Consider the following 24859-nt stretch of genomic DNA (forward strand, 5'->3'; position numbering starts at 1 on the left):
TCGCCATCGGCTTCGTAAGTCTCACTCACTGCTTGGGCTAAACATCTGATACTGCGCTAGGTTGTAGCATTCAGGCACTGGTTTTGATTATTAGGCGTTATCTGAATCTGCACTAAACTGTGTGCAGGCCATTCAAACCAATAGACGCTATAGCGAATTATTTGCAACACTAATAACATAAGTTAAGGAATAACTTATCAATTTAGATGATTTTGTTTTTTTTGTCAGTTATTATCAATTGTATTGTTTATTGATTGAGAGAGTCAGCTTGAACACTTCTACTAAAAAAAATCAATATTGCAGCACTACACAGGCCGCAAAATTATTAGGTATATCGGTTGGGACTGTTCAACAGCTTGTTGAAAACGGTACATTACAAGCTTGGAAAACGGCAGGTGGGCATAGACGTATTTTATTAACGTCTGTCGAAACACTACTCTCCACAAAAGACTCTGAAACATCAGTCAATACTATACCTAATCAAAAGCCGTTATCGCTCTATATTGTTGAAGATGATCCTTTGTTGCTTAAGAGCTACCAAAAACTCATTGAAAAAACACAATTACCTGTAATATGCGAGCCCTTTGACAATGGCTTAGATGCCATGCTTAAAATTGGCTCAGATTTTCCGGACGTGCTCTTTCTGGACTTAGAAGTACCTTTTATAGATGGCTTTGAAATGTTAAAGCGGCTACAGAAAATATCCGTGAATAAATCTAAACATATATTGGTAATTACTGGTTTAACTGATAATGAAATCCTTGTAAGTAATACACAGCAACATAATATTACTTTATTAAAAAAACCTGTTAACCCTGCTTTTATAGAGGGCTATTTACAAGCCATTTGTATGGAGAGACGCCGATAGGAATGCATTATTATTTTAGATAATTATTCAATTGCTCCATTACAACAGCGGCAGTTGCAATTAAAGTCTGGTAGATGTCGTTAATCTGCTCTTTATGGTTGAGATTATTCGAGGCGGCCGCCTTGCTGGCTTGTTCAAAGATAGCAAAAACGTCGCCTAATTCTGTTGCGCCTACAAAACGACTTGACGACTTCAGTTTATGTGCCTCAGCAGAAGCAGTAGCAAAATCTTTTACTATCATAGCTTGTTCAAGCTTCGCTATGGCGTTATCAAGAGAGCAAGCGTAATCTTGCAAAATTTCTGTTACCGACTCTTCACCAACCGTTTCTGCCAATACGCTAATATCAAAATCTATCGTGTTGGTGTTGATTACACGGGGCTCAGCCGTTTGAGTTTGTAGCTTAGGATCCATACTATTTTTTTCACTTTTTGAATTTAACCAAGTATCTAAAGTGGCTTTTAATTGATCTGAGGGCAAGGGTTTAACTAAGTAGTCATCCATGCCCTCGTCTTTACAACGCAACAACTCTTCGGGGACGATATTTGCTGTCAAGGCAATAACCGGAATTCTGGTGCGCCCCTGCTCTAACTCTTGCTGACGAAATTTTTTAACAAATTGATAGCCATCCATATTCGGCATGTGTAAGTCACTTAAAATGAGATCAAATTGTTGTTTTTCTAAACAACGCAAACCTGTGAGACCATCTTCTGCCACAACCACGCTATAACCTAATCGCTGTAATTGTTGTTTAATAACCTTTTGGTTGGTTGAGTTGTCTTCAAGTACAAGTATGCGAGAGTGTTGTTGGGTAAAAACCGGTTGATGAATTTGTTCGACGTCTTGCGCTAAGTCAGCATCATGAAAAGCAGCGTGAACAGCTTGTATTAACTGACTACGTTGTAATACATTAACATCAACTTTGACCGAATCAGGGCCAGTGCGCCGAGTTTTTCTTCTGCGCCCTCGGCCGAGAACAACAAAACGACTGTTTTCTTCACAATACTGCTTTATTTTGTCGATTAGTACTAAAGAATCACCTTGACTGTATACATTGTCAAATAGCCAAACTACTCGATGCTCTAACTTAGTTAACCAATCTACCGTCAGTTTAGTAATTGGCATCCAACTTATTGTTGCACCTGCAGCGGTTAGATAGCTAGCATAATCAACAAGCTGCTGTTGCTTGCTCTCACCTAAAATGACTACTTCTATCGCGTTTAAGTGTTTTGTTCGTGACAAATCTTTATTACTACACATTTCTACAGGTAAGCTGACTTTAAAAGTACTCCCTATACTAGGCGTGGATTCAGCAGTGATGATTCCCTGCATTAGTTGCACTAATTGATGGGTGATAGCTAATCCCAAGCCCGTTCCACCATATTTGCGGCTGGTAGAATCGTCAGCTTGAGTAAAGGGCTGGAAGAGTTTTTCAACAACATCAGGCGCCATGCCAATACCATTATCGGTAATAGTAAAATCAATTAAGGCTTGATCTTGTTGTTTATCTGCTAACGTCACGGCGAGTCTAACTTGGCCAGTTCGATCGAGCTTGCTGGAAAATTTAATCGCATTGCTTAATAAATTAACCAGTATCTGCCGCACACGATTGGGATCAAACATAATTTGGGTGTCTATGGCAGGATCAACATAACAGGTCAGTTCAACGTTACTTTTTAATGCCAAGTAATCGAGCATATTGCATATTTGCTCTATCACCGGTTCGAGCATTAAAGGCTCTTTAGCAATGTTTAATTTACCTGCTTCAAGTTTAGAAAAATCGAGAATATCATCAATGATTGTCAGTAACGAATACGCAGATTCGCGCATCAAGCTGATACTTTCGGTCTGTTTTGCGTCAGTATTATTTTCTGCCAGAATATCTAACATACCAATTACACCATTCATCGGTGTTCGAATTTCATGACTCATGTTGGCCAAAAAACTGGATTTAGTAGCAACAGCGAGTTCGGCTTGAGCTTTTGCGGCTTCGAGAGTGAGCTGCATCTCTGTTTCTTCTGTGACATCCTGAATATAACCATGCCATATGATAGCGCCATCATCTTGTATTTCTGGACTGGATTGTCCTGCAAGCCAACGATAATTCGCACCTTTTGCAGAAATTCTAAATCGCAGACTCCACTGTTGTAATGTTGCAGCAGAATGATTTAGAGATTCATAAAAAACCTTAAGATCTTCAGGGTGTACCTTTGAGAAAACCAAGGCGCCCTCTGTCGCAAGTTGATCAGCAGTAAAGCCGAGTAATTTTTCGACGGCAGGACCCACATAGGGAAATGAGCTGCTTTGATCGGGATTTAGCTTAAATTGATACACCATACCCGGCACGTGCTCTGCCAAATGACTTAATTGATTTTGTAATAATTTCTCTCGCGTAATATCGATATTAATACCATAAAGTTTAGAGAAATTAGTGCTTTGCTCTGAATCAACCATAATACGTCCACGTGCTTGGATCCATACCCAATATCCTTTTTTATGGCGGATCCTAAACTGGCTCTCGTAAAAATCTTTAATGCCCTCTAAATGTAAACGAACGCTTTCGCGTGAAGCAAGTAAATCATCTTTATGCATATTATTACGCATCCACGACAACGTGACTTGGGGCAACTCGTTTGGTTGATAACCTAACATCTCCAACCACCTTGGATTGACCTCGAGTAACTCCGTTTCCAAATCTAATGTCCAGGTCCCAATCTCAGAGGCTTCTACAATATTTTTCAGTTGTTGTTTAACCTGTTTTTGTTGGCGTTTAATTCGGGTAGCATAAACAAGTTGACCAATAGTAGTAAGAAACGGACGTAAAAATTCAACGTCTTCTTCATGATAGCCACCAACTTTATTTGCCAATCCTATCATCGCAATAAGCTGATTATCGAAAAAAATAGGAAGCCCAAGATAGCAATTCAGTGGCGGATGTCCTTTGGGTATACCGCAAGAATGAGGATTTGTTGTTGGATCATTGGTAATCATCACTTGTTTTGTGCGTAGCGTATAACCAAATATTGACTGTAAATTTCTAAATTCCAGCCCTACAGGGGCATGTTCATCATAAAATCTTTGGCTTGCTTCATCCCAAGCGATGTTGGTTAGCGCAAAAGTTTTAAGGTAAGGTGCACCCTGCTCATCGTAGAGCACCTCTCCAACAAAACCGTATCCGCTATCGGTGATCTGTAAGATATCGTTTAATACACGAGCAAAAGCTGCTTTTCTATCATCTTCGAGAATAAAGTCGGATTGCACGCGCGCAATACTTTCACTAACCATCTGAACTTTATTGATTTTATGGATTTGCTCACTAATTAAGTCTGAAGCGAATTCTTCTGCAAGAATATCAGCAAGATCGACCAATTGTGCCTTGGCTTCATCAGAAAAAACTCTTGGCTGATGATCAATAAGATACAGGATACCCAAGGTATGTTGTCCCTGAACAAAAATCGGCACGCCAGCATAAAATTGCATACTCATCTCATGCATTTCAGAAGATACTTTAACGGGCCTAGTAATATTTTGGGGCTCTGTAAGAACGAAAACCGCTTTTTCAGTAAGCGTTGCAGCACATAACCTCGCAATTTGAGCTTTAGAAAAGGCAGATTGGCCAAGTTCAGCAAAGCGGTAAAAAATCTCGTCATGCACAAGGGAAAGCGATATGAAAGGAGTATTAAATAGCGCTTGCGCTAAACGAAGAATACGTTCGTAGCGAGGAATATTCTGCTCTCGGTTTGCCAGTAGCTTTGCAATCAGCACAGAATGTTTATGTGTAATTAGCTCAAATTCGGCCATTATTTCGGCTCCTTTAGCTTTGTCAACAGCACATTATCGCTCACAATTCAGACTTGACACTGACGGGAAACGAATTTGTATCTAGAAACTAATACTAGGTTGACATTGCAGCTCAATATTGCCATTTGTTGATTAACAACACTGTAAGCAATGAATAAACCTAGCCCAATTTCTTTGCCAATATCATTAGCCGTAAAAAAGTTTCAAATACTCTGGGTAAAATAGCTGCATGTATAAAATAGTCATTAACTTCAGTATTTAATAAATAGACATCAGCATTCACTTTACAAGTAATCACAATAGCGCTCTTTTGTGCGATAGATTGCACAGCATTATAAATGTAGTTTCACCGTCTAATGATCCATCAAAGAATTTATGGATGAACCTTTGAACTTCATTTTGCAACAATAGCGAAGCCAAATCTGAGGAGTTGCAATTAAAATTTTAAGTATAGAAAGCGAGATTCTGATTTCTATTAAACGTACCAGCGGATCAGCAGCCTGCCCTATTGAACTCTTCATCAATACATTAAATGCATTTCTATGCGCTTCGTTGAGAGATGTATTCATAGCAGGCCAACCAAAACTAAGACAGACCATAACCCCTCAGATTTAAATGGCTTGTCGAGAAAACGAAAAGAACCTAACGTAATATCGAGTGACGTTGCCTTTAGCTGAAGATCCGCGCTGATAACAATTACAATAGTTTTGATATAATGCTCTCTCAGTGTTTCAATACTTCATAGCTGTCTATTTCAGGCATTTACAAAACAAAAAAGCACATCTGTTCTATCAACATCACGGCCGTTGAAGCCTCATTACCATTGGTTGCTTCACGGAACATTGCAGCGTAATGTTCCGGAAAAACTCGCCCACGCTATCAATTTAAGGGATAAGGCAGAATCATCTGAGATGGTACCAAGTCATGGCATTCACCCTCGACCCTTCTGACCCATTTGTCTTATATGTCCCATAATGGCTTTGAAATCTTACCCTGTCAAGTTGTAGATTTATTATTCAGCGCTTTTGGCCAACCAATACTGTAAAGCCGATGATAAAGTGGCAAGTGATATAGGTTTAGCTAAATGTGCATCGACCCCTGCAGCTTTTGCCTCAGCCTTATCGTTATCTAATACGGCAGCAGACAGTGCGATAACAGGTAGTTTAGGAAATGCGGTCTTTAACGCGCGAGTCGCAGCAAAGCCATCCATGACAGGCATTTGTAAATCCATTAGAACTAGATCAAAATGCTGCTTTTTAGCTTTAGTTACTGCTTGTAAGCCATCTTCAGCTAAAGTAACTTGCACACCTAACTTAGCAAGCATTTTGCTGATTACCAGTCGATTGGTGCTATTATCTTCCGCTACCAAAATGTGTTTCATGCACATCTCAGTTTGTGATTCTATTTGCTCAGTTTTAACATCCGGTTCAGTTTGCTCTAAAACAGTTACACCGGCTACTACCAGTTCAAAGCTAAAATTACTGCCAGCACCCAACTGAGACAAAATATCAAGCTCGCTATTCATTTGCTCTAACAATTTACTCGTGATGGCTAAACCCAATCCGGTGCCACCATAGCGTCGGGTAATGGAGGTATCGGCTTGAGTAAAAGCATGACAAAGTGTGGCTAGATGAGATTGATGTATACCGATCCCTGTATCTTTAACCTGAAACCTTAATACATGGGCGTTCTGACGTTGCCCGAAGTAGCCAATAGTTAGTTTCACACTGCCTTTTTCTGTAAATTTAACAGCATTACTCAACAGATTAGTAAGAATTTGCGTTAAACGGAGCGGATCTAAATATAATGTTTCTGGCAGCAAAGGATCCAATTCAATGTTAAAAGCTAAGCCTTTGTCTTCTGCTACATGAGAAAATAAATTGTATAATTGCTGACTAATAATACCTAAGTTGGCTGGTTTAGGCTGTAAACGCAGCTTACCGGCTTCTACCTTGGAAAAGTCGAGTATGTCATTGATCAGATTTAATAATAATTCTGATGATTGGGTAATTTTTTCTAAATAGCTGCTTTGGGTGTCGTTCAGCTTACTAAAAGCCAACAAATCGGCAAACCCCATAATGGCATTAAGAGGGGTTCTTAATTCATGACTCATATTAGCAACAAAATCACTTTTCACCCGGGTAGCTTGCTCTGCCTTTTCTTTGGCCGCAGATAACAGTGCAATAGAGCGAACTCTAGCCTTAATATTGACCAGCATCTGTGCAAAAACGGCTAATAAGGTACGCTCTTGCTCACTGTAGTGATGATAGGCATTAACCGAATCGAATCCAACAAAACCTAACAACTCGCCTTCATTTAACATTGGCAACGTAATAATGCTCTTAATTCCCTGCGGAAATAATATGGCTTTAATAGGTTCGTCATCGGCTAAACCTGGTACATCTGCGATATACATTTCTTGACCATTCTTATGGGCAGCTACCCATTGAGGAATTGCATCGATCGGTGTTTGTTGTAAGTGGGCAATTTCTGGTGTAATACCTTTGGAACACCATTCGTAGGTGTTCGAGCAAGTATTATTTTCAAAGTCATAATCAAAAATATACACTCGATCAGCATTTACAAATTGCCCCATTTCAGCCAGGGTGAGATTAATGGTGCTATGAGCTTCTGTGAGCGGTACGTTGATATAACGAAGTGCGATTTTTAACAATAACTCATATAAGCCATCAGGCTTATCTACAGTGTTTATCGCTGATGTCACCATTTAAAACTCCGAAACTGTCTTATCTGTCTTTAAGGATAAGACTTTAGAATAGCTTGTCAATATTTTAGTACATTAACTCCCACTAAATTACTTAGATACGTATTGAGTAAAACTTCGATGTTCTTCCTCACTTTTAATCAATCAGCCAATAGATAGAGCTCACCCATTTTACGATGCAAAAAAACACATATGCTAACGAACTAAGCAAATCATTTTGCTACATACTCAACAAAATGCCTTCTTGATGTAAACGAAAGGCTAGATAGTTAAAGGCTCGATTTTCCTGTAACGGCTCGCAAACAAATTGCGTCAGTCTTAACACGGGCTGTTGTTGCTTTGGCAAAATGGCTTACTAAAAAAACAAATAGTATCAGTGCCTTAATCATCGGATTTTCGTCTGGTAAAAGCATTGAAAATTAAAAGATAGCATTTTGATACGGCACAAAAACTCGCCGATTGAAGAAAATTATTCACATAACACAAGATAGAGAGCTTTGCCTTTGTGCGAATGCATTCTTGCTGGTGTTTAAAAGAAAAACATAATCAGAGCTAGCACGACTTTTATAAGCCGGCTGCTTATCACTAAACCGCTGGCTGAAATGAACCGACACTGCCACAATTTATGATTAACTGTGTCAACAGCCCCATGCCGCCACTAACGCGGGCACCTGAGTTGCTGCCTTACCTTGAATAAATTGATAGCCCGTTTCAATATCAGCAATATCCAGGTTAATTAGCACTTTTTCGGCATTCTCTCTGGCGTAAAATAACAATGAAGCTGCCGGGTACACTTGCAACGAGGTGCCTACCACCAAAATTTTATCGGCACTGGCCACTTCTGTCATAGCCGATGCCATAGCGGTAACTTCTTCACCAAACCAAACAATGTTAGGCCTAAGCGGTGAGCCATCAGCGGCGAGATCACCTAGGTTAAGCGCCTGGCTGCCAATCTCTTGTATTAGTTGTGGATCGCGGCTACTGCGGGCTTCTGATAATTTGCCATGTAAGTGCAGTACCAGGCTTGAACCAGCCCGCTCGTGCAAATCATCCACATTTTGTGTGATCACCACCACTTGATAAGCCTGTTCCAATTTAGCAATAGCCAAATGCGCGGCATTTGGCTCTGCCTGTGCCGCTTGCCTGCGCCTGGCATTGTAAAAGTGGTGTACCAATTCAGGGTTGCGTGCAAAGGCTTGCGGCGTTGCCAGATCTTCCAGCGAGTATTGCTGCCACAACCCTTCGGGATCACGAAAGGTTGCCAGGCCACTTTCGGCGCTGATGCCCGCGCCGCTGATCACCACAATTTTTTGTTGATTGTTTTGCACTTGTCCTTTACCCCTAGCCAGTCATAGTTTAAACACAATGTAAAGTATCACCTCGACAAGATAAGTCGCGCCGCTATTTAAAAATTAAAAAAGGCCAGAGTTTTCCCTAGCCCTTGCAATACTTCACACTGTGCTATTGGCAAGCATGTTAGTTGCTCTGTTGCTGATACAACTTAACCCACTCTGTTAATAAACGAACACCATAGCCATTACTGCCTTCTGGATGAATGCCTTTCGCGCTGCTATTAAAGGCATCACCAGCCATATCCACGTGTGCCCATGGCGTATCAGCGGCAAAGTGTTGTAGGAAAATGGCACCCGCTTGCGCACCGGGTGAGCCGGTATTGATCCTATCGGCAATACGGCTTTTAATAATGCCGTCATAACCGTCAAGAGGTAATGGCCATACACGCTCTTGCACTTTTTCGCCTGCCTCGCGTAGCGTTTGTTCAAGGGTCGCGTTTTCGGTAAACACGGCCGAATAAACCGTGCCTAAAGCGCCCACTTTGGCCCCGGTTAAGGTAGCCACATCAACAATTGCCCGCGCCTTTAAATGCTCACGCGCATACCAGATGCCATCGGCTAAAATTAAACGGCCCTCAGCATCGGTGCTACCAATTTCAATGGTACTGCCATCACCGGCGGTAACCACATCACCCGGTAGCTGCGCATCACGCGAAATAATGTTAGTAGACAGTGGTGCTACCGCAACCACATTCACCGCCGCTTTTTGCCCTGCTAACGCTTGTACTGCGCCAACAACAGCGGCCGCACCGGCTTTATCGGTATGCATACGAATAATAGAAGAGGATGAGGTTTTTAAGTTATAACCGCCAGAGTCGAAGGTATTGCCTTTACCCACTAAGGCAACGGGTTGCCCGTCGGCGCCTTGCCAATGCGCAATTAATAAATGTGATTTTTTATCGCTACCTTGGCTGACACCATACAGCGAACCCATGCCTAACGCCTTGATTTGCTCTGGCCCTAAGATAGTCACCTTAACACCCAGTGGCTCTAATACCTGTTTGGCATAATTAGCAAAGGCTTCAGGATAACCGCTACTACCCGGTAAATTGGTCAGTTCCCGCGCGGTAAATACGCCTTGTGCTAGCGCATGCAGTTGCTGGTATTGTGCTTGGCTGGCTTTAACATCAGTGACTTGCAAAGTATATTGTTGCACAGGCCGTGCATCCGGTTTCGATTTGAAGCGATCAAAGCGGTAATTACGCAGCTCCATACCATGGGCTAAAGCAGTACTGATGTGGGTATTCAGGGCGGTATCGCTGATCAACTGGCTATTGACTTGCACCCGTTTAGCCGAGGTGCTGTTAACATGTACGCCTAGCGTCGCACCCAACTCTTCGGCTTTTGCCCGACTTAACTCTGCGGGGTTACCCACACCGAGTAACACTACTCGGCCAACATCTAACCCAACGGGTGCAACGACTTCCAGTTTGCTGCCACTTTTACCGGTAAACTCGGCCACTTGCATGGCGCGGTTGATGTGCGCGCGGCTGGCGTTGCTCCACTTAGTTATCGCCAGATCAGTGGTATTTTCAGGCACCAAAAGCACTAAAATGTCGGCCTGTTGCTGGCTTTGATTAAATTGCACCTGCGTGTTTAAAAACGGCTGTGGTGTGACTGCCGCGGCACTAAAACTAAAGAGCGCGACTGCGCAGTAAAGTAGAGACTTTTTCATATGGCTCCTAAAATTTTCAATAAACATGTTACCAACGTCAGTACTGGCTTAACGGGGTTATGAATATTTAATTATCATCCCCGTCATGGCTTGCGTACTTTTTAGCGATAAAACTGAGTATTTAACCGATAGTTAACGGTGAAATTGCTTTTGTAGCACCTGGCTATTTCGATGAATTAGCTCATGAAAACCACTGTTTGCTGTCATGCTTAATAACAATGAGCTTTTCAGTGATTATGCCTTGAGCAATAACGGCAGGTTACGGCGTTTAGAACAGCGCAACCTGCATCAGATCATCGCTTTGTTTTAGGCTTTGGTTGGCTGATGATAACGCTCAAACCAGTCTAAAATGCGCTTTAAACGCTCGACCAAATTAACCGGTGTACCGCTTCGAGACAAACTGTGGTTTTCATCTTTAAACACCACCATTTCAACCGGAACCTGGTTGGCTTTTAACGCATAAAACCACTCTTCGCCTTGACCAATTGGCGTTATGTGATCGGCGGTGCTGTGAATAATCAAGGTGGGTGTTGTGACTTTATCGGCATGCTTTAACGGCGAGCGATCCCAATACAAGTCATAGTTTTCCCAAATGCTACCCGCAAATTCACGACGCATTGAATTGGGTGGAAATTGCTGAGTACCTGCTTCAGAGATCCAGTTACTGACACTACGCTGGGTGACCGCCGCTTTAAAACGGCTGGTTTGCGTAGTGATCCAGTTGGTTAAAAAACCGCCATGGCTGCCGCCGGTCATAAACAGGCGTGTTGCATCAAGCCAGTCATGTTGCTGTAATACCGTATCCAGCACCGCCATATTATCGCGATAATCTACACCGCCGTAATCGGCATGCACCGCATGTTGATGAGCAAAACCATAGCCGGTACTGCCACGATAATTGGTAAAGACCACGGCGTACCCCCTGGCGGCCATCATCTGAAATTCATGAAACCATTCGTCACCCCACATGCCGCCGGGGCCACCTTTAATATTTAGCACCAGTGGATACGACTGCCCAGCTTGCCAACCAAGCGGTTTAATGAAAAAGCCCTGACTTTTGCCCTGCTCATGTTCAAACCAAAACGACTCTAATGGCTGTAGTGTTAACTCAGCCAATAACGCTTGATTAAACTGGGTTAATTGGCGCGGCGCATTGCTCTCTGTTTGAAACCAAATTTCTGGCAGGTTTAGCGCATCTTGCCACAGGTAGCTTAGCTGTTTGCCATTGGCGGAAAGGCTCACATTTGAAGCACTACCTTGTTCGCTTAAGCGAATTTGCGTTTTATCACGCCGTAAGTTGAGTTCAAAAAGAGGCCGAGCGCCTAAGTGATCCGCACTGAGTAAAATACGATCATTATTAAGCCACTGCATGCTATTAGCATTACGATCCCAATCAACTGCCACCTGCTTGTTAGTGCCATCGCGTAAAGTCAGCAACACTAACTGCTCTGGCGTAAAGTAATCGGCTTGATATTGATAGAGCAGTCGACGGCCATCGGGTGACCACTGCGGCGCGCTGGCATTACCGGGCAAGGTAGTCAGTTGCTTGGTAGAGCCATCGCTTAATTGATAAAGATATAACCCTTGCTGCATGCTGCCTTCCAGCGCATCAGCACTGCGATCTGAAGCAAATACAATCTGTTTGCCATCAGGAGAAAATGCCGCTGAATGATCATGCCAACGCGCATCACCGGTGAGTTTTGTCAGTTTTTCGCTGTTCAGATCCAATAACCATAAGCCAGAGCGGCGTTCATTTAAATAGCCACCGCCATTGCGTTTATACAGCGCATCCGTAATCACCACCACATCGGCTTGAGCTTGCTCACTTTTGCTTTTTTCTGTGCTGGGATCCGTAACAGTCGGATCCACAGATAACGTCAATAGCAGCTGTTGGCCATCGGGTGACCACTTAACATCCCGAATACCGGCTTGTTTTAATGCGGTTACCGCTCTGGCTTCGCCGCCTGCCAGCGGCAGGATATACAGCTGTTGCCCCGCTTCACGACCCGAGATAAAAGCCAACATGCTGCCATCAGGAGACCACACCGGGCGGCTATCGGCGTTACTAAAACTCAGTTGCCGTGGCGGGCTTTTGCCATCGGTCGCCACCAGCCAGAGGTTACTTAACCGCTCACGTTTATCGGCAGCAATGGTGGTGTGTACAAAGGCTACCTGCTTGCCGTTAGGCGCTAATTGCGGCTCTGCCACAAACACAAAACGATAGTAGTCTTCTGGTTGCATGCCTCGGGTATCGGCAAAAGCGCCAAAACAACAGCACAAGATGAAGTAGAGAAAATAACGTAGCAACATAAGATGGACCTTTAGCTGATTCACGATACTCTCGATTGAAACGTAACGGCTAAATATCTACAAGTGAAAACCGTTCAACGTGCAAATAAATACGTTTTATGTTAATTAAATCAGCAGGCTTTAGTGAACAAAGCCAAACCGGTAACGCCAGTTGCCTGAGGCAATAGCGCTAAACGGTTTGTTTAGCAAAGAAGCATGGCGGGATAATGAAAAATCCAAGCTTTTGCTAGGCTATAAATAGTTTTTAAAACGCTGCTCAGCTTGGATATAGGCTTGCTCTGCGCTATAGGCTTGTTCTTCTAACCCAGGCAACGCATTAAGCGCTTCATTAATATCATATTTATGCAGCTCAATTTCATTTAATAACTGTACTCGGTCATCGCGCGTTAAGCCATCGGCTACCAATAATTCGGTTTTATCGACGATTTCCTGCTGTAAATTCGCAATAACACGACGTTGTTTATCAAGGCTCGAACGCGCTGAATTTAACGCTCGCTGCAATTCAAACACGGTTTTACCATCGCGATAACCGAGCAAAAAGCCCTTTTCTAAGTCGGGCATACAGCTATTTTGATAACTACTTCCGCGCTTGCCTTCAATAAAACCGTTACGCGTAGTGCAATAACGCTCTGAACCTTCACGATGACCCAGCCGATACGCTTCCAGTTGCGGTGTGACACCGTGCTCTGCACACTCTTGCCGGTAAGTGGCAATGGCGTTTTCTGCTTTACCATTAACGCCATCTTCAAAACCGATGGTGCGCCAATCTGCCGTAATACATTGCGATTTGTTCATGCCAGAACAGCCAGAAATGATAATGCTCAGCAGCAAAAGTGGCCATTTATTGTTATTCATTACCGTCTCGATATACTGATTACGCCTTGTAACTCATGCATTACAAAGCAATGATGCCGTATACGTTAACTGCTAACACGCTGTTTTGGCAAGCGAGGATCCTAAAGACCCGGTCTTATCGCCGTGCCGTGACGAAACGCACCGCTCTGCAGACAACATTTTTATCACCCGCCTGTTGCTGGCACATACCGTTTATTTAAAAAAAGATTGGCCATTTTGCGTTGCTAACAGGCTAAAGTCTTATTGGTGATGCTATCGCTCATGCTTTAGGCTGGATCTGCTATTTTGTTAGTTGGCAATGCGTGATAGTCGTTCAGCAGCGCTTGCACCTCAGGTTTACTCGCGCCATAACTGACAATATTAACGGTTAAACCACTGTGTTTATATTGCTCTAGTGCAGCGCTGATCGCCTGGATAATCCATTTTGTCGGGTTACCAAAGGCGCCACCACCGAGTAACGTTAAATACAGCGTTTTATTACCCGTTGCTGCGGCGTTTACTACTGCTGCAGCCAGCGTTGCCTCGTATGCAGCTTGCAATACCAAGGTGGCTAACGGTTGCCATAACGCTGTACTGTGTTGGCTATATGCCACTGGCATGGCCGAGCAATATGCTTGCGACACGGCATGAAAACAGCCTTTGAGCGTAACTTGGGTATCGAGTTGCAAGCCAATTTTTATCCGGCCGCGTAACTGCGCCAATTCAGCGCTAGAGCAGGTAGTTAACACCTGATTAATCAATAATAGTTGTTGCTGATTTGGTAATGCGTAACCATTTTTCATCAACCAAAGTGGCTGAACATTGCGCCCCGTGCTTGTTTTAATATGGCTAAGTAAAGCGTCAGAAAAATCTTCCAACATATCTAACTGGCGCTCAGCCGTTTGGCCTAGTTCACCTTGCACCGGCACAAAGTAGTTGCGATAAATCAGCCCAGCACCACAGGCCATCGCGCAGGCTGGGCCCTGGGTTTTATCAAATTGATAATTAGTAATACCGCTATCTGGGGTAATGGTCGGTGACACCATTTCCAACAAGTTAAATTGTGATGCGACTTGAAATAGCGCCCCTGCATTTTTCGGTTCGGCATGTAAGGCTTGTGCATCTGCCACCACCTCGCGCAGTTGCAGATGTGATAACGGCTGTAGTTGCTGTTTTGACACAGCCGCTGCACGGGTGTGTAGCTCCGCTAAACTTGGCGTGATTAACGAGCCCACTTTATAGCTTACACCATTCACCTTACTGCGAAGATAATCACCCTCTAGCTGCAGTAATTGTCTGATCTGGGCAGCGCCCTGCTCTTTAAAACCGGTTAACTCTGCAAACCACATACTTATCTCCCTACAATGGCATCCCTGCCTCGTTATCCCTTGCTCATCCTGACCTACTTTTAGCAGTCGCGCCGCGTTAACTACTGAATCAACAGCGGCGTACATCCTTGCTGCAAACAGCATAACGCAACGTAAAAAAGCCACCATACTGTGTAAGTATGCAGTGTCGCTTTTTCAGGCAGATCTCGTTTACCTTGCAAAAAAAGTATTAGGCCTTAACCTCAGTATGTTCTACGGTTTGATGAGCCGGTAAACGGTTAAGTCAAGTACCTAGCCACGCTTCGCTTTTGTCGCTTTACGCTTATTCGTTTAGCCAACCTGCGTGAAACCAACACAAAAAGAAGGGCTTGTCAGGATAAAGCGATTTATGCAGGCAGCATAGGGTGTTTTGCTGATTTAGTGTATCTTGTTTACCAGTATTATTTTTGTCAAAACACTTCGATTTAAATACCGACAGTGTTGTCACCGGGTTAGTGCAATAACATGCCATTTTAAACGAGCATCATTTAGCTTGGCCCATTTAGTGGTGTCTGTTTTGTAAACAGATCAGCTGCATTTGAAAAGGACTTTTATGCTATCTAACGCTATTGCTGTATCAGCGCCCACCGAAAATTGGCCGCTACGTTGGGAATTACTGATGCGTTATCGGCTGATTGAAATTGTGGCGCAATGGGAAGGTCGGCTCACGACTAATCATTTGTGTAACAGTTTTGGTATCGCTCGCCAACAAGCGTCAAAAGACATTAATACTTATTTACGTGAAATTGCGCCAAACAATCTAGTGTATGACAGTAAGTTAAAAGGCTATAAACCTACTGCCGAATTTAGCCCGAAAGTTACACGTGGCCTCGCCGACGAGTATTTACATGCACTGGCCAGCTCGCAAGATTTTTCGCATACCTTTACCCAACTCGATCTAGGGTTTACGCATACCGAAATGCTCACGCCACCACTGCGTCAGGTGAAACCCGAGATCTTACGTACTTTGGTGCAAGCGGCACGCGAGGGTAAAAAAATTGATATGGGTTATGTGTCGCTATCATCACCCGATGAAGAAAGCCGCATCATTGCGCCGCACACCTTGGTATGCACACCACTGCGGTGGCATGTGCGTGCTTATTGTGAGAAAAACCGGGATTATCGTGACTTTGTACTCAGTCGCTTTCGAGGCATTAACGGTTTAGAAGGTGATGCCAATATGAGCCGTGAGCAAGATCTGCGCTGGCAAAATACCGTTGATATCGTGCTGGTTCCCGACTCACGCTTAAGTGCTTATCAGCAAAGTATTATCGCCGAGGATTATCATATGATCGCAGGTAAACGCATCATCACGGCTCGCTCAGCTTTAGTACCTTATGTTGTACAGGCATTGAATCTGGATTTACATAAATTAGATGCCAGGCCCGAAGCGCAACAAATTATGGTCGCTAACCTGGCAGAGGTGCGTTTACACGCCTTTTAGCGTTGATTTACACACAGCCTTGAAACATATCTTTATTGCGCTGATACACCGCAGTTTGCACATTAAACATACCCAGCAAGCTATGAAATACATTATCGTGACTGTAAGGCTCGGTTGCTTTATCTCGCAAACAGGTTGTAGTTAACGTATTTGCACTTGCATAATCGGGCGACATCCACCAAATCAATGGCACATGCGTTTGTGCGTCGGGCGCCATAAAATAGGGTAAACCATGCAAATAGACACCGTTTTCACCTAAAGACTCCCCATGGTCTGAAACATAAAACAGCGCCGTCTGAAAATCCGTTTTTTGCTGCAAGCGGTTTATCAAATCGGCTAATAAACGGTCTGTGGCAACAATACTGTTATCGTAAGCATTGATTATGCTGCTAGGTTCGCACAGTTGTAATTGCTTATCACCACACTCGGGTAAAAAATGCTTATCCTGCTCAGCACTTCGCTTAAAATACTCTGGGCCATGGCTTCCCAGTTGATGAACCACTATCAGTCGATCAGTGGTTAAATCCAGCGCGATTTGCTTATCTACTGCCGGTAATATAATGCTATCTAAGCATTGCCCATTTTGACAATCTTCGGACTGTTGCTGTTGAAACAACAATTCGGTGGCAACACGATCACATACCCCTTTACAGCCTGAATTATTATCCAACCACGTTACCGCTACGCCACTGCGCTGCAAAATATCCAACACATTACTGCTGTTTTTAGCTATGCGTTCGTCATAGTGTTGTCTGCCCATATTCGAAAACATACAGGGTACAGAATGTGCCGTTGCAGTGCCGCAAGAGCTTACTTGCTGAAAACTAAATACTGGTAATTGGCTTAATTTAGGGTTAGTGGCGCGCTGATAACCGTTTAATTGAAAATGATCAGCCCGCGCGGTTTCGCCAAGCACCATGATGATTAAACGAGGTTTGTTTGTTCCAACATAAGGGGCTTGCACAGCGTCTTGCCCTAGTAAAGTAAACTCTGTTGGAAATTGTTGTTGCAGCAAGGTATTACCCATGGATACCGCTGCAGACACCGCACTAAAGGGTAATGCCATATGTTTAACTTCACGATTATTACGAAAAAAAGGCGCGAGCTGTGCATATTCCACCACCACAATACTGCTTAAAGCCAACATAATTAACACTAAACACAGCAGCCAATGCTTAAGCCATTGCATACGGGGCAATCGCCGTATTTTAATCAAGGTGCTGGCCAGAAACGGAAACAACATAATAGTGATCACCTGCCAGTACAGGTTTAATGACAAGATCCCTTGTGCTTCGGCCGCATCGGTTTCGATAGCATTTTGTAACATGGATTTATCGATAACGATGCCAAAATTATCGATAAAGTAAAGACTGATGGCTCCTACGGCAAACAGCGCGATTGAAATAGGCTTTTGTAACCGATTAACACTCAACAAAACGAGTAATAACAAATTAAGTAACAGCAACATACTGAGTAAAAATGCTTGTAACAGATATTGGCCTGGCACTTTGGCTTGTAACGCGGATAAAAAAGGCGCGTTTAACATTAAGGTCATTCCTATAGCCATTAATACAGCAAACCATAACGGATGCCAGGCATGTTGTAATGCCCGTAAACTAAAGGTTGTGTGATTTACCGTTAATGCCGCTTCCGCCATATTGCCCCTCTTAAAACTCTGCCATGTTATTTCGGCGCTGAAACACCGAGCTAAACTGATGAATCAGCAAACCCCTGCCCGTTTTGGCAAAGCGCACCTTTTGAGGCAGGTGCTGAGCACCGAATACAGCAAATTTTAAAGCAGCTTACTTAAGAAAGGCTGAAGTTACGGGATGAAGTAAAGGCAGTTTGCGCGATAAATTTATAGAAAATACCGCGCAATTTGAGCATGTTAAATGAGATATCTCATTTTCAGGCAAACTTAGCATATCGCTTTAAACTAATGCTAAGCCATACATCTGGGATGTTGCACTTTTAAAGTCTTGGCTTAAGATGATTGCTCTAACCAATAATTCACAGCAGAGAGCAATTCATCGGGATGGAATTTAGCAATAAACTGATCTGCCCCGACTTTTTTTACCATAGCTTCGTTGAATACACCGCTCAATGACGAGTGAAGAATAATGTGAATATCTTTTAGCTTAGCATCGGCTTTAATTTCGGCGGCTAGGGTATAACCATCCATTCGAGGCATTTCGATATCCGAAATTAATAACGGGACTTCATGAATCAAATTCGCCCCTGCACTTTCTGCTCGTTTATGTAACCAGTCGAGGGCTTCTTGACCATCTTTCACTAATTCCGCATGAACATTCACGCTATTTAACGCCCGTTTTACTTGATTTCGCGCTACCGCCGAATCGTCGGCTACCAGTACCACGATTTTGCTCAGATCTAGTTTATGTGACTGCGCTTTAACCTGCTCACTGACCTCTTCTTCCATCGGGATAATTTCAGAAAAGACTTTTTCAACATCAATAATTTGAATTAACTGCTTTTCTATTTCTGTTACTGCCGTCAGATAATGACCACGGCCTGCACCTTGTGGTGGTGGCTTAATTTGATCCCAATTTAAGTTCACGATCCGATCCACGCCCGACACAAGAAACCCTTGTACATGACGGTTGTACTCAGTCACGATAACAAAAGCTTTCGACATATCTGCAATTGGTACGCCGGTTGTTGCTTGGGATAAATCTACCACAATAACCGAATCACCCCGCAACTGCGCAATCCCCTTAACACAAGCATGTGAACCAGGCATTTCTGATAATTCGGGAGCTTGAATCACTTCGCGCACTTTAAATACGTTGATACCAAACAACTGATTACCATTTAACCGAAATAACAGTAACTCAAAGCGGTTTTGCCCAGCTAAGTTAGTACGCTGATTAACTGAATTTAAAACATTACTCATTACTGCAACCCCTGCTTGCACGCCTTCTGCTCTTTTGGCAAAGCGTTATTTATTGTCATATAACGATAGCATAGTTTTTCTGCTTTCTTTTTACCACATCGTTAAATCTATAAATTAATTTATTCAAGGTACATAAACAATTTGCCGATTCAGGCCTTCACTGTCTGGATCGGCCACTGACGGCAGATATTGCCAGTGTTTAGGCTGACTCGCCGCCAGTAACAAAACAAAAGCATCGATAATATCATCGGGTTTTGCGTGTTTTTTTAAGGTTTCGCTTAACGCCTGCTCAATAACCGGTAGCCAGTGAGGTACTTGTCTCGCGATCACCGCTAAGCGTGCTTGTTGCCCAGCAGCAGTACTTTTCAACTCCGCCATCGGCGCTTGGGCGAAACCGGCAAATACCAATTCCGGATGCGATTCGTAATAGTCGCCATTACAGCGTGGTTGTGTTTGTAATAATTGATGTACTTCACGTATTTTCGGCACAATGTGCCAGGTTTGAATGGGAAAACGTTTCCCGATCTCAGCCGCATTGATGTCACAGGCGGTAGGATAATCATCAGCATACACCGCCTTACGACATGGCACCGGAAAGACACTACCACGCCGTCCTGGCAAAGCCTGACGGGCTAAGCGATCGCATCGGCGCTGCGCTTCACCGGGTTCAATAAAGCCAATTGGCATATCAATAAACACAATACTGTGCCTGGGCAAACGGGCATCCACTTCAGCTAAGGTATGACACAGCTGAAAACGAAGCTGCTCGCCCTGCAAAATCGCCACAAACCAACCGCTTTTGCAGCCATCAATGCCCACATAGGTTGTGTTATGTTCTGTTGGCGTTGTTTGCATAAAAACTCCTTTTGTTTATTTCGCGATGAGCCCCGCTATTTCTGAGATAACTCATTCTAGGGCTTGTTGACGTTTTCAGTTAGGATAAGTGCATACCTTACGTGCTTTAACTTGCTTTGTGCCAACACTCAGCTGAAAAAGGATCATCTTATGATATCTGTCTCTTCTTACTTGGTTCGTTCTGCGGTAGTCACTGCCTTGCTTGGCAGTGTTTTTTTAAGCGCTACGCTAACAGCCGCCACGCCGGCCAGCCAAGGCCGGGTGCTGAATAGCGCTGCTGACTTTGCGGTACTTAGCCCACGCCAGCGTATTGCACCTGAAAATGCGTTACTCAGTGAGCGTATAGATAAGCTTTTACCCACCTTAATGGCCGAGCAAGATTTGGATATGTGGTTAGTGATTAACCGAGAAAACGCTGAAGATCCGGTGTATTTCACCTTAGTGCCACAACCCACTTTTGCTGCTCGACGCACCACTATGCTGGTGTTTCATCGTTTAGCCGACGGTACTATCGAAAAACTCACGGTGAATCGTTACCCGTTAGGTGCACCTTACAACTCAGCCTGGCAAGGCGGCAGTTTAGATGAACAATGGCAGGCCTTGGGAGAGTTAATTGTCAGTAAAAACCCGAAGCGTATCGGCATTAATGTGTCTAAAGATTGGCCGGTCGCCGATGGTTTATCGTCAGCTTTACATAGCCGTTTACAAGCTGTGCTGCCGCCAGAGTATCAATCGCGTTTAATCTCAGCAGAAAAGCTGGTAGTACGTTGGTTTGAACAGCGCACAGCAGCCGAGCTGAGCGTCTATCCACACAGTGTCAGCCTTGCTCGCAGTGTGATTGCCGAAGCCTTTAGCAGTAAAGTGATTACGCCAGGCGTAACCCATACCGATGATGTGGCCTGGTATATCCGTGAGCGTTTTGCTCAGTTGCAACTGCCGGTATGGTTTATGCCCTATGTCAGCTTACAACGTGCCGGCACTGCTTGTGCGGCTGATGCCGCCAATTGTGGTCAAAGCGGCGTGATCCAACGCGGTGATATTCTGCATACCGATGTTGGCATTTGTTATTTAACCCTGTGCACTGACACCCAAGAGATGGCTTATGTGCTCAAAGCCGATGAGGAGCAAGCGCCGGCCGGTATTCGTGCGGCTTTGGCCACCGGTAATCGTTGGCAAGATCTGTTAACTGAGCAGTTTGTGGTGGGTCGTACCGGTAATCAGGTGTTAGCGGGCGTTCAACAAAAAAGCCAAGCGGCAGGTATTATTAGCAGCACTTACACCCACCCAATTGGCTTTACCGGCCATGCCCCAGGCCCAACTATTGGCATGTGGGATAATCAGGGCCCTACTGAGATCCATGGCGATTGGCCGCTTTATAGTAATACCGCTTATGCCATTGAAGGCAATATTAAACAAGCGGTACCCGAGTGGCAAAACCAACTGCTGCAGGTCAAGCTAGAACAAAGCGCCTATTTCGATGGCCGGCGCGTGATCTATTTAGCCGGTCGGCAAACACAGTGGCATCTGGTGCGTTAACCCCGTTACTTTTACGTCTCGTTGCTTAAATACGGGGCTAACAAAGCGCGCACATTAACGCGCGCTTTTAACCGCGCCGCCAACAAATACAAACCACCTATTTTGCGATGTAAAAAAATCGCATCTGCCGGCGGTGTATGCCAGTAATCTTGCTGCATACTTAAGGCGGTGCCCGCTTCACGAATTCGCAATGCTAAATCCGTTTGCCCAAAATCAAAGGCGCTATCGTGCTTTAAAGGCTCGGCCGCTAAATTCACTAAAGAAAGTACGGCTTGTTTTTGTGCGGGTAAAATCTGTTGGCTGAAAAAACCAATCTGCGTTAACGCAGCGGCCATGGCCGCGTGATCTTCAGTTAAGGCTGCAGCAAATAATTGGCGATAACCATCACTAAAGCGGCTGCTGTAATGCCTACAAGCGCCAAAATCTAATAACACCAGTTGTTGGGTTTTCGTGTTGTATAAATAATTGGCAAAGTTCGGATCGGTTTGCACCAATTTAAATTCAAATAATTCACGAAACAGCAGTTCAAACAACAAGCCCATCACACGATCGCGCTCGGCTTGCTCATGACTGCTTAATGCCTCTAACGCACTGCCTTCCACAAAACTCATCACCAAAATGTTTTCGGTGGTTAATTCTGAGAACACTTCGGGAACCACAAAGTGTGGGCTTTGCCCCAAGGCTTGGCGATACTGCCGCAAGTAGGTGGCTTCTTGCAAATAATCGGCTTCGCTGTGTAATTGTGCTTTTGCTTCGGTTAAGAGCCCACGATAATCGACACTTTTAGGCACCAGCCCGCTAATACGTAATAAGGTTGCCACGTTATCAACATCGCTGTCGATACTGGCTTTAATCCCCGGATATTGAATTTTTACCGCAAGGCGCTGGCCATTATCATGATAAGCCTGATGCACCTGACCTATCGAGGCGGCGGCTAAAGGCGTAAAGGTAAAATCACTGAAATGACGCTGCCATTGCTCACCCCATTCGTTGCGTAACACCTGTGCTAACTGCTTAACGGGCATGGGGTTACCGCTGGCACGCAAGCGCGCTAAAATCTCAGCTAAAGCTGGTGGCAGCATATCACCGCTGTCCATGGACAATAACTGACCGACTTTCATCGCCGCACCGCGCAAATGCGCCAATTGATCGGCAACGCGTTTGGCATTGCCTGGGGTAAGTAGCAAGTCTTTTTTAGACGGCACTTGGCCTTTGGCTAATTGTCGTGCCCCTTCAGCCAGCATGCCACCGGCGACTCGCCCTGCTAATGAGGCTAAACTACCAAAACGGGATATCCGGTGCGCGGGCACCTTTGAACTACCTGCCGACATAACTACCTTACTCTTGCAATCTGTATAGTAGGCTATACGCAGCTAACCGCTTTTTGGTTGCTTCTCGGGCATAAGTTAGCTCTTGTTGTGCAACTTGAAGCAAGGCATACTATACTGTATGGATAAACAGTATTTGAGGTAATGCCATGTCTGTTCAGTTTCTCGGTCAGGCGCAAGCCGGCGCACCTATTCGGTTGCCTTTTTTTAGCAGTAAGGTGCCTGCGGGCTTCCCTTCACCCGCGCAAGATTATATCGAGCAAAGTATCGATTTAAACCAGTTGTGTATTCATCACCCCACCGCCACATTTTTTGTGCGCGTATCGGGTGATTCGATGATTGAAGCCGGTATTTTTGAAGATGATGTTTTGGTGGTTGATCGCGCGATCACTGCCGAACATGGAGACATTGTGGTGGCTTCAATCAACGGCGAATTTACCGTGAAGCGTTTAAGCTGCAAAATGAATCTGATGCTGCTGCCAGAGAATCCGCGCTATCAGCCAGTGCACATTAAAAACGCCGATGAGTTACAGATCTTTGGCGTGGTAACCAATGCTATTCGTCGGTTTAATCGTAAATGAAAGCAACGTGTTTTGCGCTGGTCGATTGCAATAACTTTTATGCCAGTTGTGAAAAACTGTTTCGGCCTGACTTAGCGCACCGCCCGGTGGTGGTGTTATCGAATAACGACGGCTGTATCGTGGCGCGCTCTAAAGAAGCGAAAGCGCTTGGCATAAAAATGGGCGTGCCGTTGTTTCAAATTAACGAGTTAATTAAACAGCACCGTATTGTCACCTTTTCATCGAATTATGCCCTGTATGCCGATATGTCTGCTCGGGTGATGACCACCTTAGAATTAATGGCTCCCGCCGTTGAGGTGTACAGTATTGATGAAGCCTTTTTAGATTTGAGCCTCTTACCGCATACCGAGTTAACGCAGTATGGCCAATTTATCCGGCAGCGCATTGCCCAGTGGCAAGGCATTTCCGTGTGTGTGGGTATTGCGCCGAGTAAAACGTTAGCCAAATTAGCCAATCATGCCGCAAAAACTTGGCCAAAAACCCAGGGCGTGGTCGACCTTACGGCGGTCACACGCCAACGTAAGCTGCTGGCTTTATTACCTGTTGGTGAAGTCTGGGGCATTGGTCGTAAGTTATCGATCCGTTTACAAGCACTGGGGATCCACACCGCTTTACAGTTAGCTGATGCCAATCCCAGTTTTATTCGCCAGCAATTTTCGGTGGTGGTCGAACGTACCGTGCGCGAGCTGAATGGTGAGTCGTGTATCCCGTTAGAAGAACAGCCCCCCACTAAAAAAGAGATTGTTAGTTCGCGCTCTTTTGGTGAGCGCATTACCGCGCAGCCATTATTGCAAGAAGCCATTGCCGAGTATGTGGCACGAGCCTGTCAAAAACTGCGCAAAGAGCGGCAACATGCTCGACAACTGACGGTATTTTTACGCACCAGCCCATTTAGCAAATCACAAGAGCCGTATTATGCCAACAGCGCCAATGCCACGTTGGGCGCGCCTAGTGCTGATACCCGTGATTTTCTGCCCTTAGCTAACCGCTTATTACAGCAGATCTGGCGCGATGGCTATCGCTATGCCAAAGCCGGCGTAATGTTAAGTGACTTTTATGATGAGGGCGTATATCAACCCAGCTTATTTGAACCCACCGCCAGTTATCATGCTGATCCCAGCTTAATGCAAACACTCGATCGTTATAATCAGTCTGGCAAAGGTAAGATCTGGTTTGCCAGCCAAGGCGTGAAGCAAAGCTGGGCGATGAAACGACAACATTTGTCACCAGCGTACACCACCAACTGGTTACAGTTGCCGGTGGTAAGCTAA

At 44.5% G+C, this 24859-nt stretch carries 16 protein-coding genes; 5 read left to right on the forward strand and 11 right to left on the reverse strand.

The genetic code is table 11. The annotated features are described in order from the left end of the window. Positions 1-268 precede the first annotated feature (268 nt). Positions 269-868: a response regulator gene (locus tag ACUJFL_RS10740; protein WP_445427462.1), complete on the forward strand. Its 600-nt coding sequence runs from the start codon at positions 269-271 to the stop codon at positions 866-868. 10 nt (positions 869-878) lie between these two features. Here ACUJFL_RS10740 and ACUJFL_RS10745 read toward each other — a convergent pair whose 3' ends face one another. The 7 genes from ACUJFL_RS10745 to ACUJFL_RS10775 all read right to left on the reverse strand — a co-directional run bounded on the left by ACUJFL_RS10745 (position 879) and on the right by ACUJFL_RS10775 (position 14912). Then, a complete protein-coding gene (locus ACUJFL_RS10745; RefSeq protein ID WP_445427463.1) occupies positions 879-4667 on the reverse strand; it encodes a GAF domain-containing protein in 3789 nt (1262 codons plus the stop codon). 1012 nt (positions 4668-5679) lie between these two features. Then, positions 5680-7395 (reverse strand): response regulator, encoded by a 1716-nt coding sequence (locus ACUJFL_RS10750; RefSeq protein ID WP_445427464.1) that lies wholly within the window; start codon positions 7393-7395, stop codon positions 5680-5682. Positions 7396-8030: 635 nt separating this feature from the next. After that, positions 8031-8720: an SIR2 family NAD-dependent protein deacylase gene (locus tag ACUJFL_RS10755; protein ID WP_445427465.1), complete on the reverse strand. Its 690-nt coding sequence runs from the start codon at positions 8718-8720 to the stop codon at positions 8031-8033. A gap of 148 nt (positions 8721-8868) precedes the next feature. Further along, entirely contained in the window at positions 8869-10419 is a 1551-nt protein-coding gene (locus ACUJFL_RS10760; protein WP_445427466.1) for a leucyl aminopeptidase family protein, read from the reverse strand. Positions 10420-10725: 306 nt separating this feature from the next. Beyond that, positions 10726-12729, reverse strand: a complete 2004-nt coding sequence (locus ACUJFL_RS10765) for a prolyl oligopeptidase family serine peptidase (protein WP_445427467.1) — start codon at positions 12727-12729, stop codon at positions 10726-10728. A gap of 231 nt (positions 12730-12960) precedes the next feature. Continuing rightward, positions 12961-13584, reverse strand: a complete 624-nt coding sequence (locus tag ACUJFL_RS10770; protein ID WP_445427468.1) for a DUF2799 domain-containing protein — start codon at positions 13582-13584, stop codon at positions 12961-12963. 266 nt (positions 13585-13850) lie between these two features. Further along, a complete protein-coding gene (locus ACUJFL_RS10775; protein ID WP_445427469.1) occupies positions 13851-14912 on the reverse strand; it encodes a hypothetical protein in 1062 nt (353 codons plus the stop codon). A 571-nt stretch (positions 14913-15483) separates the two neighbouring features. On the opposite strand from ACUJFL_RS10775, the gene ACUJFL_RS10780 reads away from it, so the two are divergent. After that, positions 15484-16374, forward strand: coding sequence for a WYL domain-containing protein (locus ACUJFL_RS10780; RefSeq protein ID WP_445427470.1), 891 nt, complete (start codon positions 15484-15486; stop codon positions 16372-16374). A 7-nt stretch (positions 16375-16381) separates the two neighbouring features. On the opposite strand, the gene ACUJFL_RS10785 is transcribed toward ACUJFL_RS10780, so the two are convergent. From ACUJFL_RS10785 to ACUJFL_RS10795, 3 genes are all read right to left on the reverse strand, one after another. Further along, on the reverse strand, positions 16382-18031 hold the full coding sequence (locus ACUJFL_RS10785) for a phosphoethanolamine transferase (protein WP_445427471.1): 1650 nt from the start codon (positions 18029-18031) through the stop codon (positions 16382-16384). A gap of 327 nt (positions 18032-18358) precedes the next feature. After that, positions 18359-19288, reverse strand: coding sequence for a chemotaxis protein (locus ACUJFL_RS10790; protein ID WP_445424831.1), 930 nt, complete (start codon positions 19286-19288; stop codon positions 18359-18361). A 123-nt stretch (positions 19289-19411) separates the two neighbouring features. Continuing rightward, complete coding sequence (locus tag ACUJFL_RS10795) at positions 19412-20143, reverse strand: DUF429 domain-containing protein (protein WP_445424832.1); 732 nt, start codon at positions 20141-20143, stop codon at positions 19412-19414. A gap of 150 nt (positions 20144-20293) precedes the next feature. On the opposite strand from ACUJFL_RS10795, the gene ACUJFL_RS10800 reads away from it, so the two are divergent. After that, positions 20294-21679: a M24 family metallopeptidase gene (locus ACUJFL_RS10800; RefSeq protein WP_445427472.1), complete on the forward strand. Its 1386-nt coding sequence runs from the start codon at positions 20294-20296 to the stop codon at positions 21677-21679. A gap of 11 nt (positions 21680-21690) precedes the next feature. On the opposite strand, the gene ACUJFL_RS10805 is transcribed toward ACUJFL_RS10800, so the two are convergent. Then, positions 21691-23010 carry an ABC1 kinase family protein gene (locus tag ACUJFL_RS10805; protein WP_226752089.1) on the reverse strand — a complete coding sequence of 440 codons (1320 nt, stop codon included), beginning with the start codon at positions 23008-23010 and terminating at the stop codon, positions 21691-21693. Positions 23011-23156: 146 nt separating this feature from the next. On the opposite strand from ACUJFL_RS10805, the gene umuD reads away from it, so the two are divergent. After that, on the forward strand, positions 23157-23588 hold the full coding sequence (gene umuD / locus ACUJFL_RS10810; RefSeq protein WP_226752090.1) for a translesion error-prone DNA polymerase V autoproteolytic subunit: 432 nt from the start codon (positions 23157-23159) through the stop codon (positions 23586-23588). Next, positions 23585-24859, forward strand: coding sequence for a translesion error-prone DNA polymerase V subunit UmuC (umuC, locus tag ACUJFL_RS10815; protein ID WP_445427473.1), 1275 nt, complete (start codon positions 23585-23587; stop codon positions 24857-24859). Before umuD ends, umuC begins: the two co-directional genes overlap by 4 nt.

The organism is Alishewanella sp. HL-SH05, assembly GCF_052655985.1.

What these genes read in the sequence shown, in the direction of transcription:
- ACUJFL_RS10760 (WP_445427466.1), bottom strand. Translation starts at nt 10,419, where the DNA reads ATGAAAAAGTCTCTACTTTACTGCGCAGTCGCGCTCTTTAGTTTTAGT.
- ACUJFL_RS10795 (WP_445424832.1), bottom strand. Translation starts at nt 20,143, where the DNA reads ATGCAAACAACGCCAACAGAACATAACACAACCTATGTGGGCATTGAT.
- ACUJFL_RS10745 (WP_445427463.1), bottom strand. Translation starts at nt 4,667, where the DNA reads ATGGCCGAATTTGAGCTAATTACACATAAACATTCTGTGCTGATTGCA.
- ACUJFL_RS10800 (WP_445427472.1), top strand. Translation starts at nt 20,294, where the DNA reads ATGATATCTGTCTCTTCTTACTTGGTTCGTTCTGCGGTAGTCACTGCC.
- umuD (WP_226752090.1), top strand. Translation starts at nt 23,157, where the DNA reads ATGTCTGTTCAGTTTCTCGGTCAGGCGCAAGCCGGCGCACCTATTCGG.
- ACUJFL_RS10775 (WP_445427469.1), bottom strand. Translation starts at nt 14,912, where the DNA reads ATGTGGTTTGCAGAGTTAACCGGTTTTAAAGAGCAGGGCGCTGCCCAG.
- ACUJFL_RS10805 (WP_226752089.1), bottom strand. Translation starts at nt 23,010, where the DNA reads ATGTCGGCAGGTAGTTCAAAGGTGCCCGCGCACCGGATATCCCGTTTT.
- ACUJFL_RS10770 (WP_445427468.1), bottom strand. Translation starts at nt 13,584, where the DNA reads ATGAATAACAATAAATGGCCACTTTTGCTGCTGAGCATTATCATTTCT.
- ACUJFL_RS10785 (WP_445427471.1), bottom strand. Translation starts at nt 18,031, where the DNA reads ATGGCGGAAGCGGCATTAACGGTAAATCACACAACCTTTAGTTTACGG.
- ACUJFL_RS10750 (WP_445427464.1), bottom strand. Translation starts at nt 7,395, where the DNA reads ATGGTGACATCAGCGATAAACACTGTAGATAAGCCTGATGGCTTATAT.
- ACUJFL_RS10780 (WP_445427470.1), top strand. Translation starts at nt 15,484, where the DNA reads ATGCTATCTAACGCTATTGCTGTATCAGCGCCCACCGAAAATTGGCCG.
- umuC (WP_445427473.1), top strand. Translation starts at nt 23,585, where the DNA reads ATGAAAGCAACGTGTTTTGCGCTGGTCGATTGCAATAACTTTTATGCC.
- ACUJFL_RS10790 (WP_445424831.1), bottom strand. Translation starts at nt 19,288, where the DNA reads ATGAGTAATGTTTTAAATTCAGTTAATCAGCGTACTAACTTAGCTGGG.
- ACUJFL_RS10765 (WP_445427467.1), bottom strand. Translation starts at nt 12,729, where the DNA reads ATGTTGCTACGTTATTTTCTCTACTTCATCTTGTGCTGTTGTTTTGGC.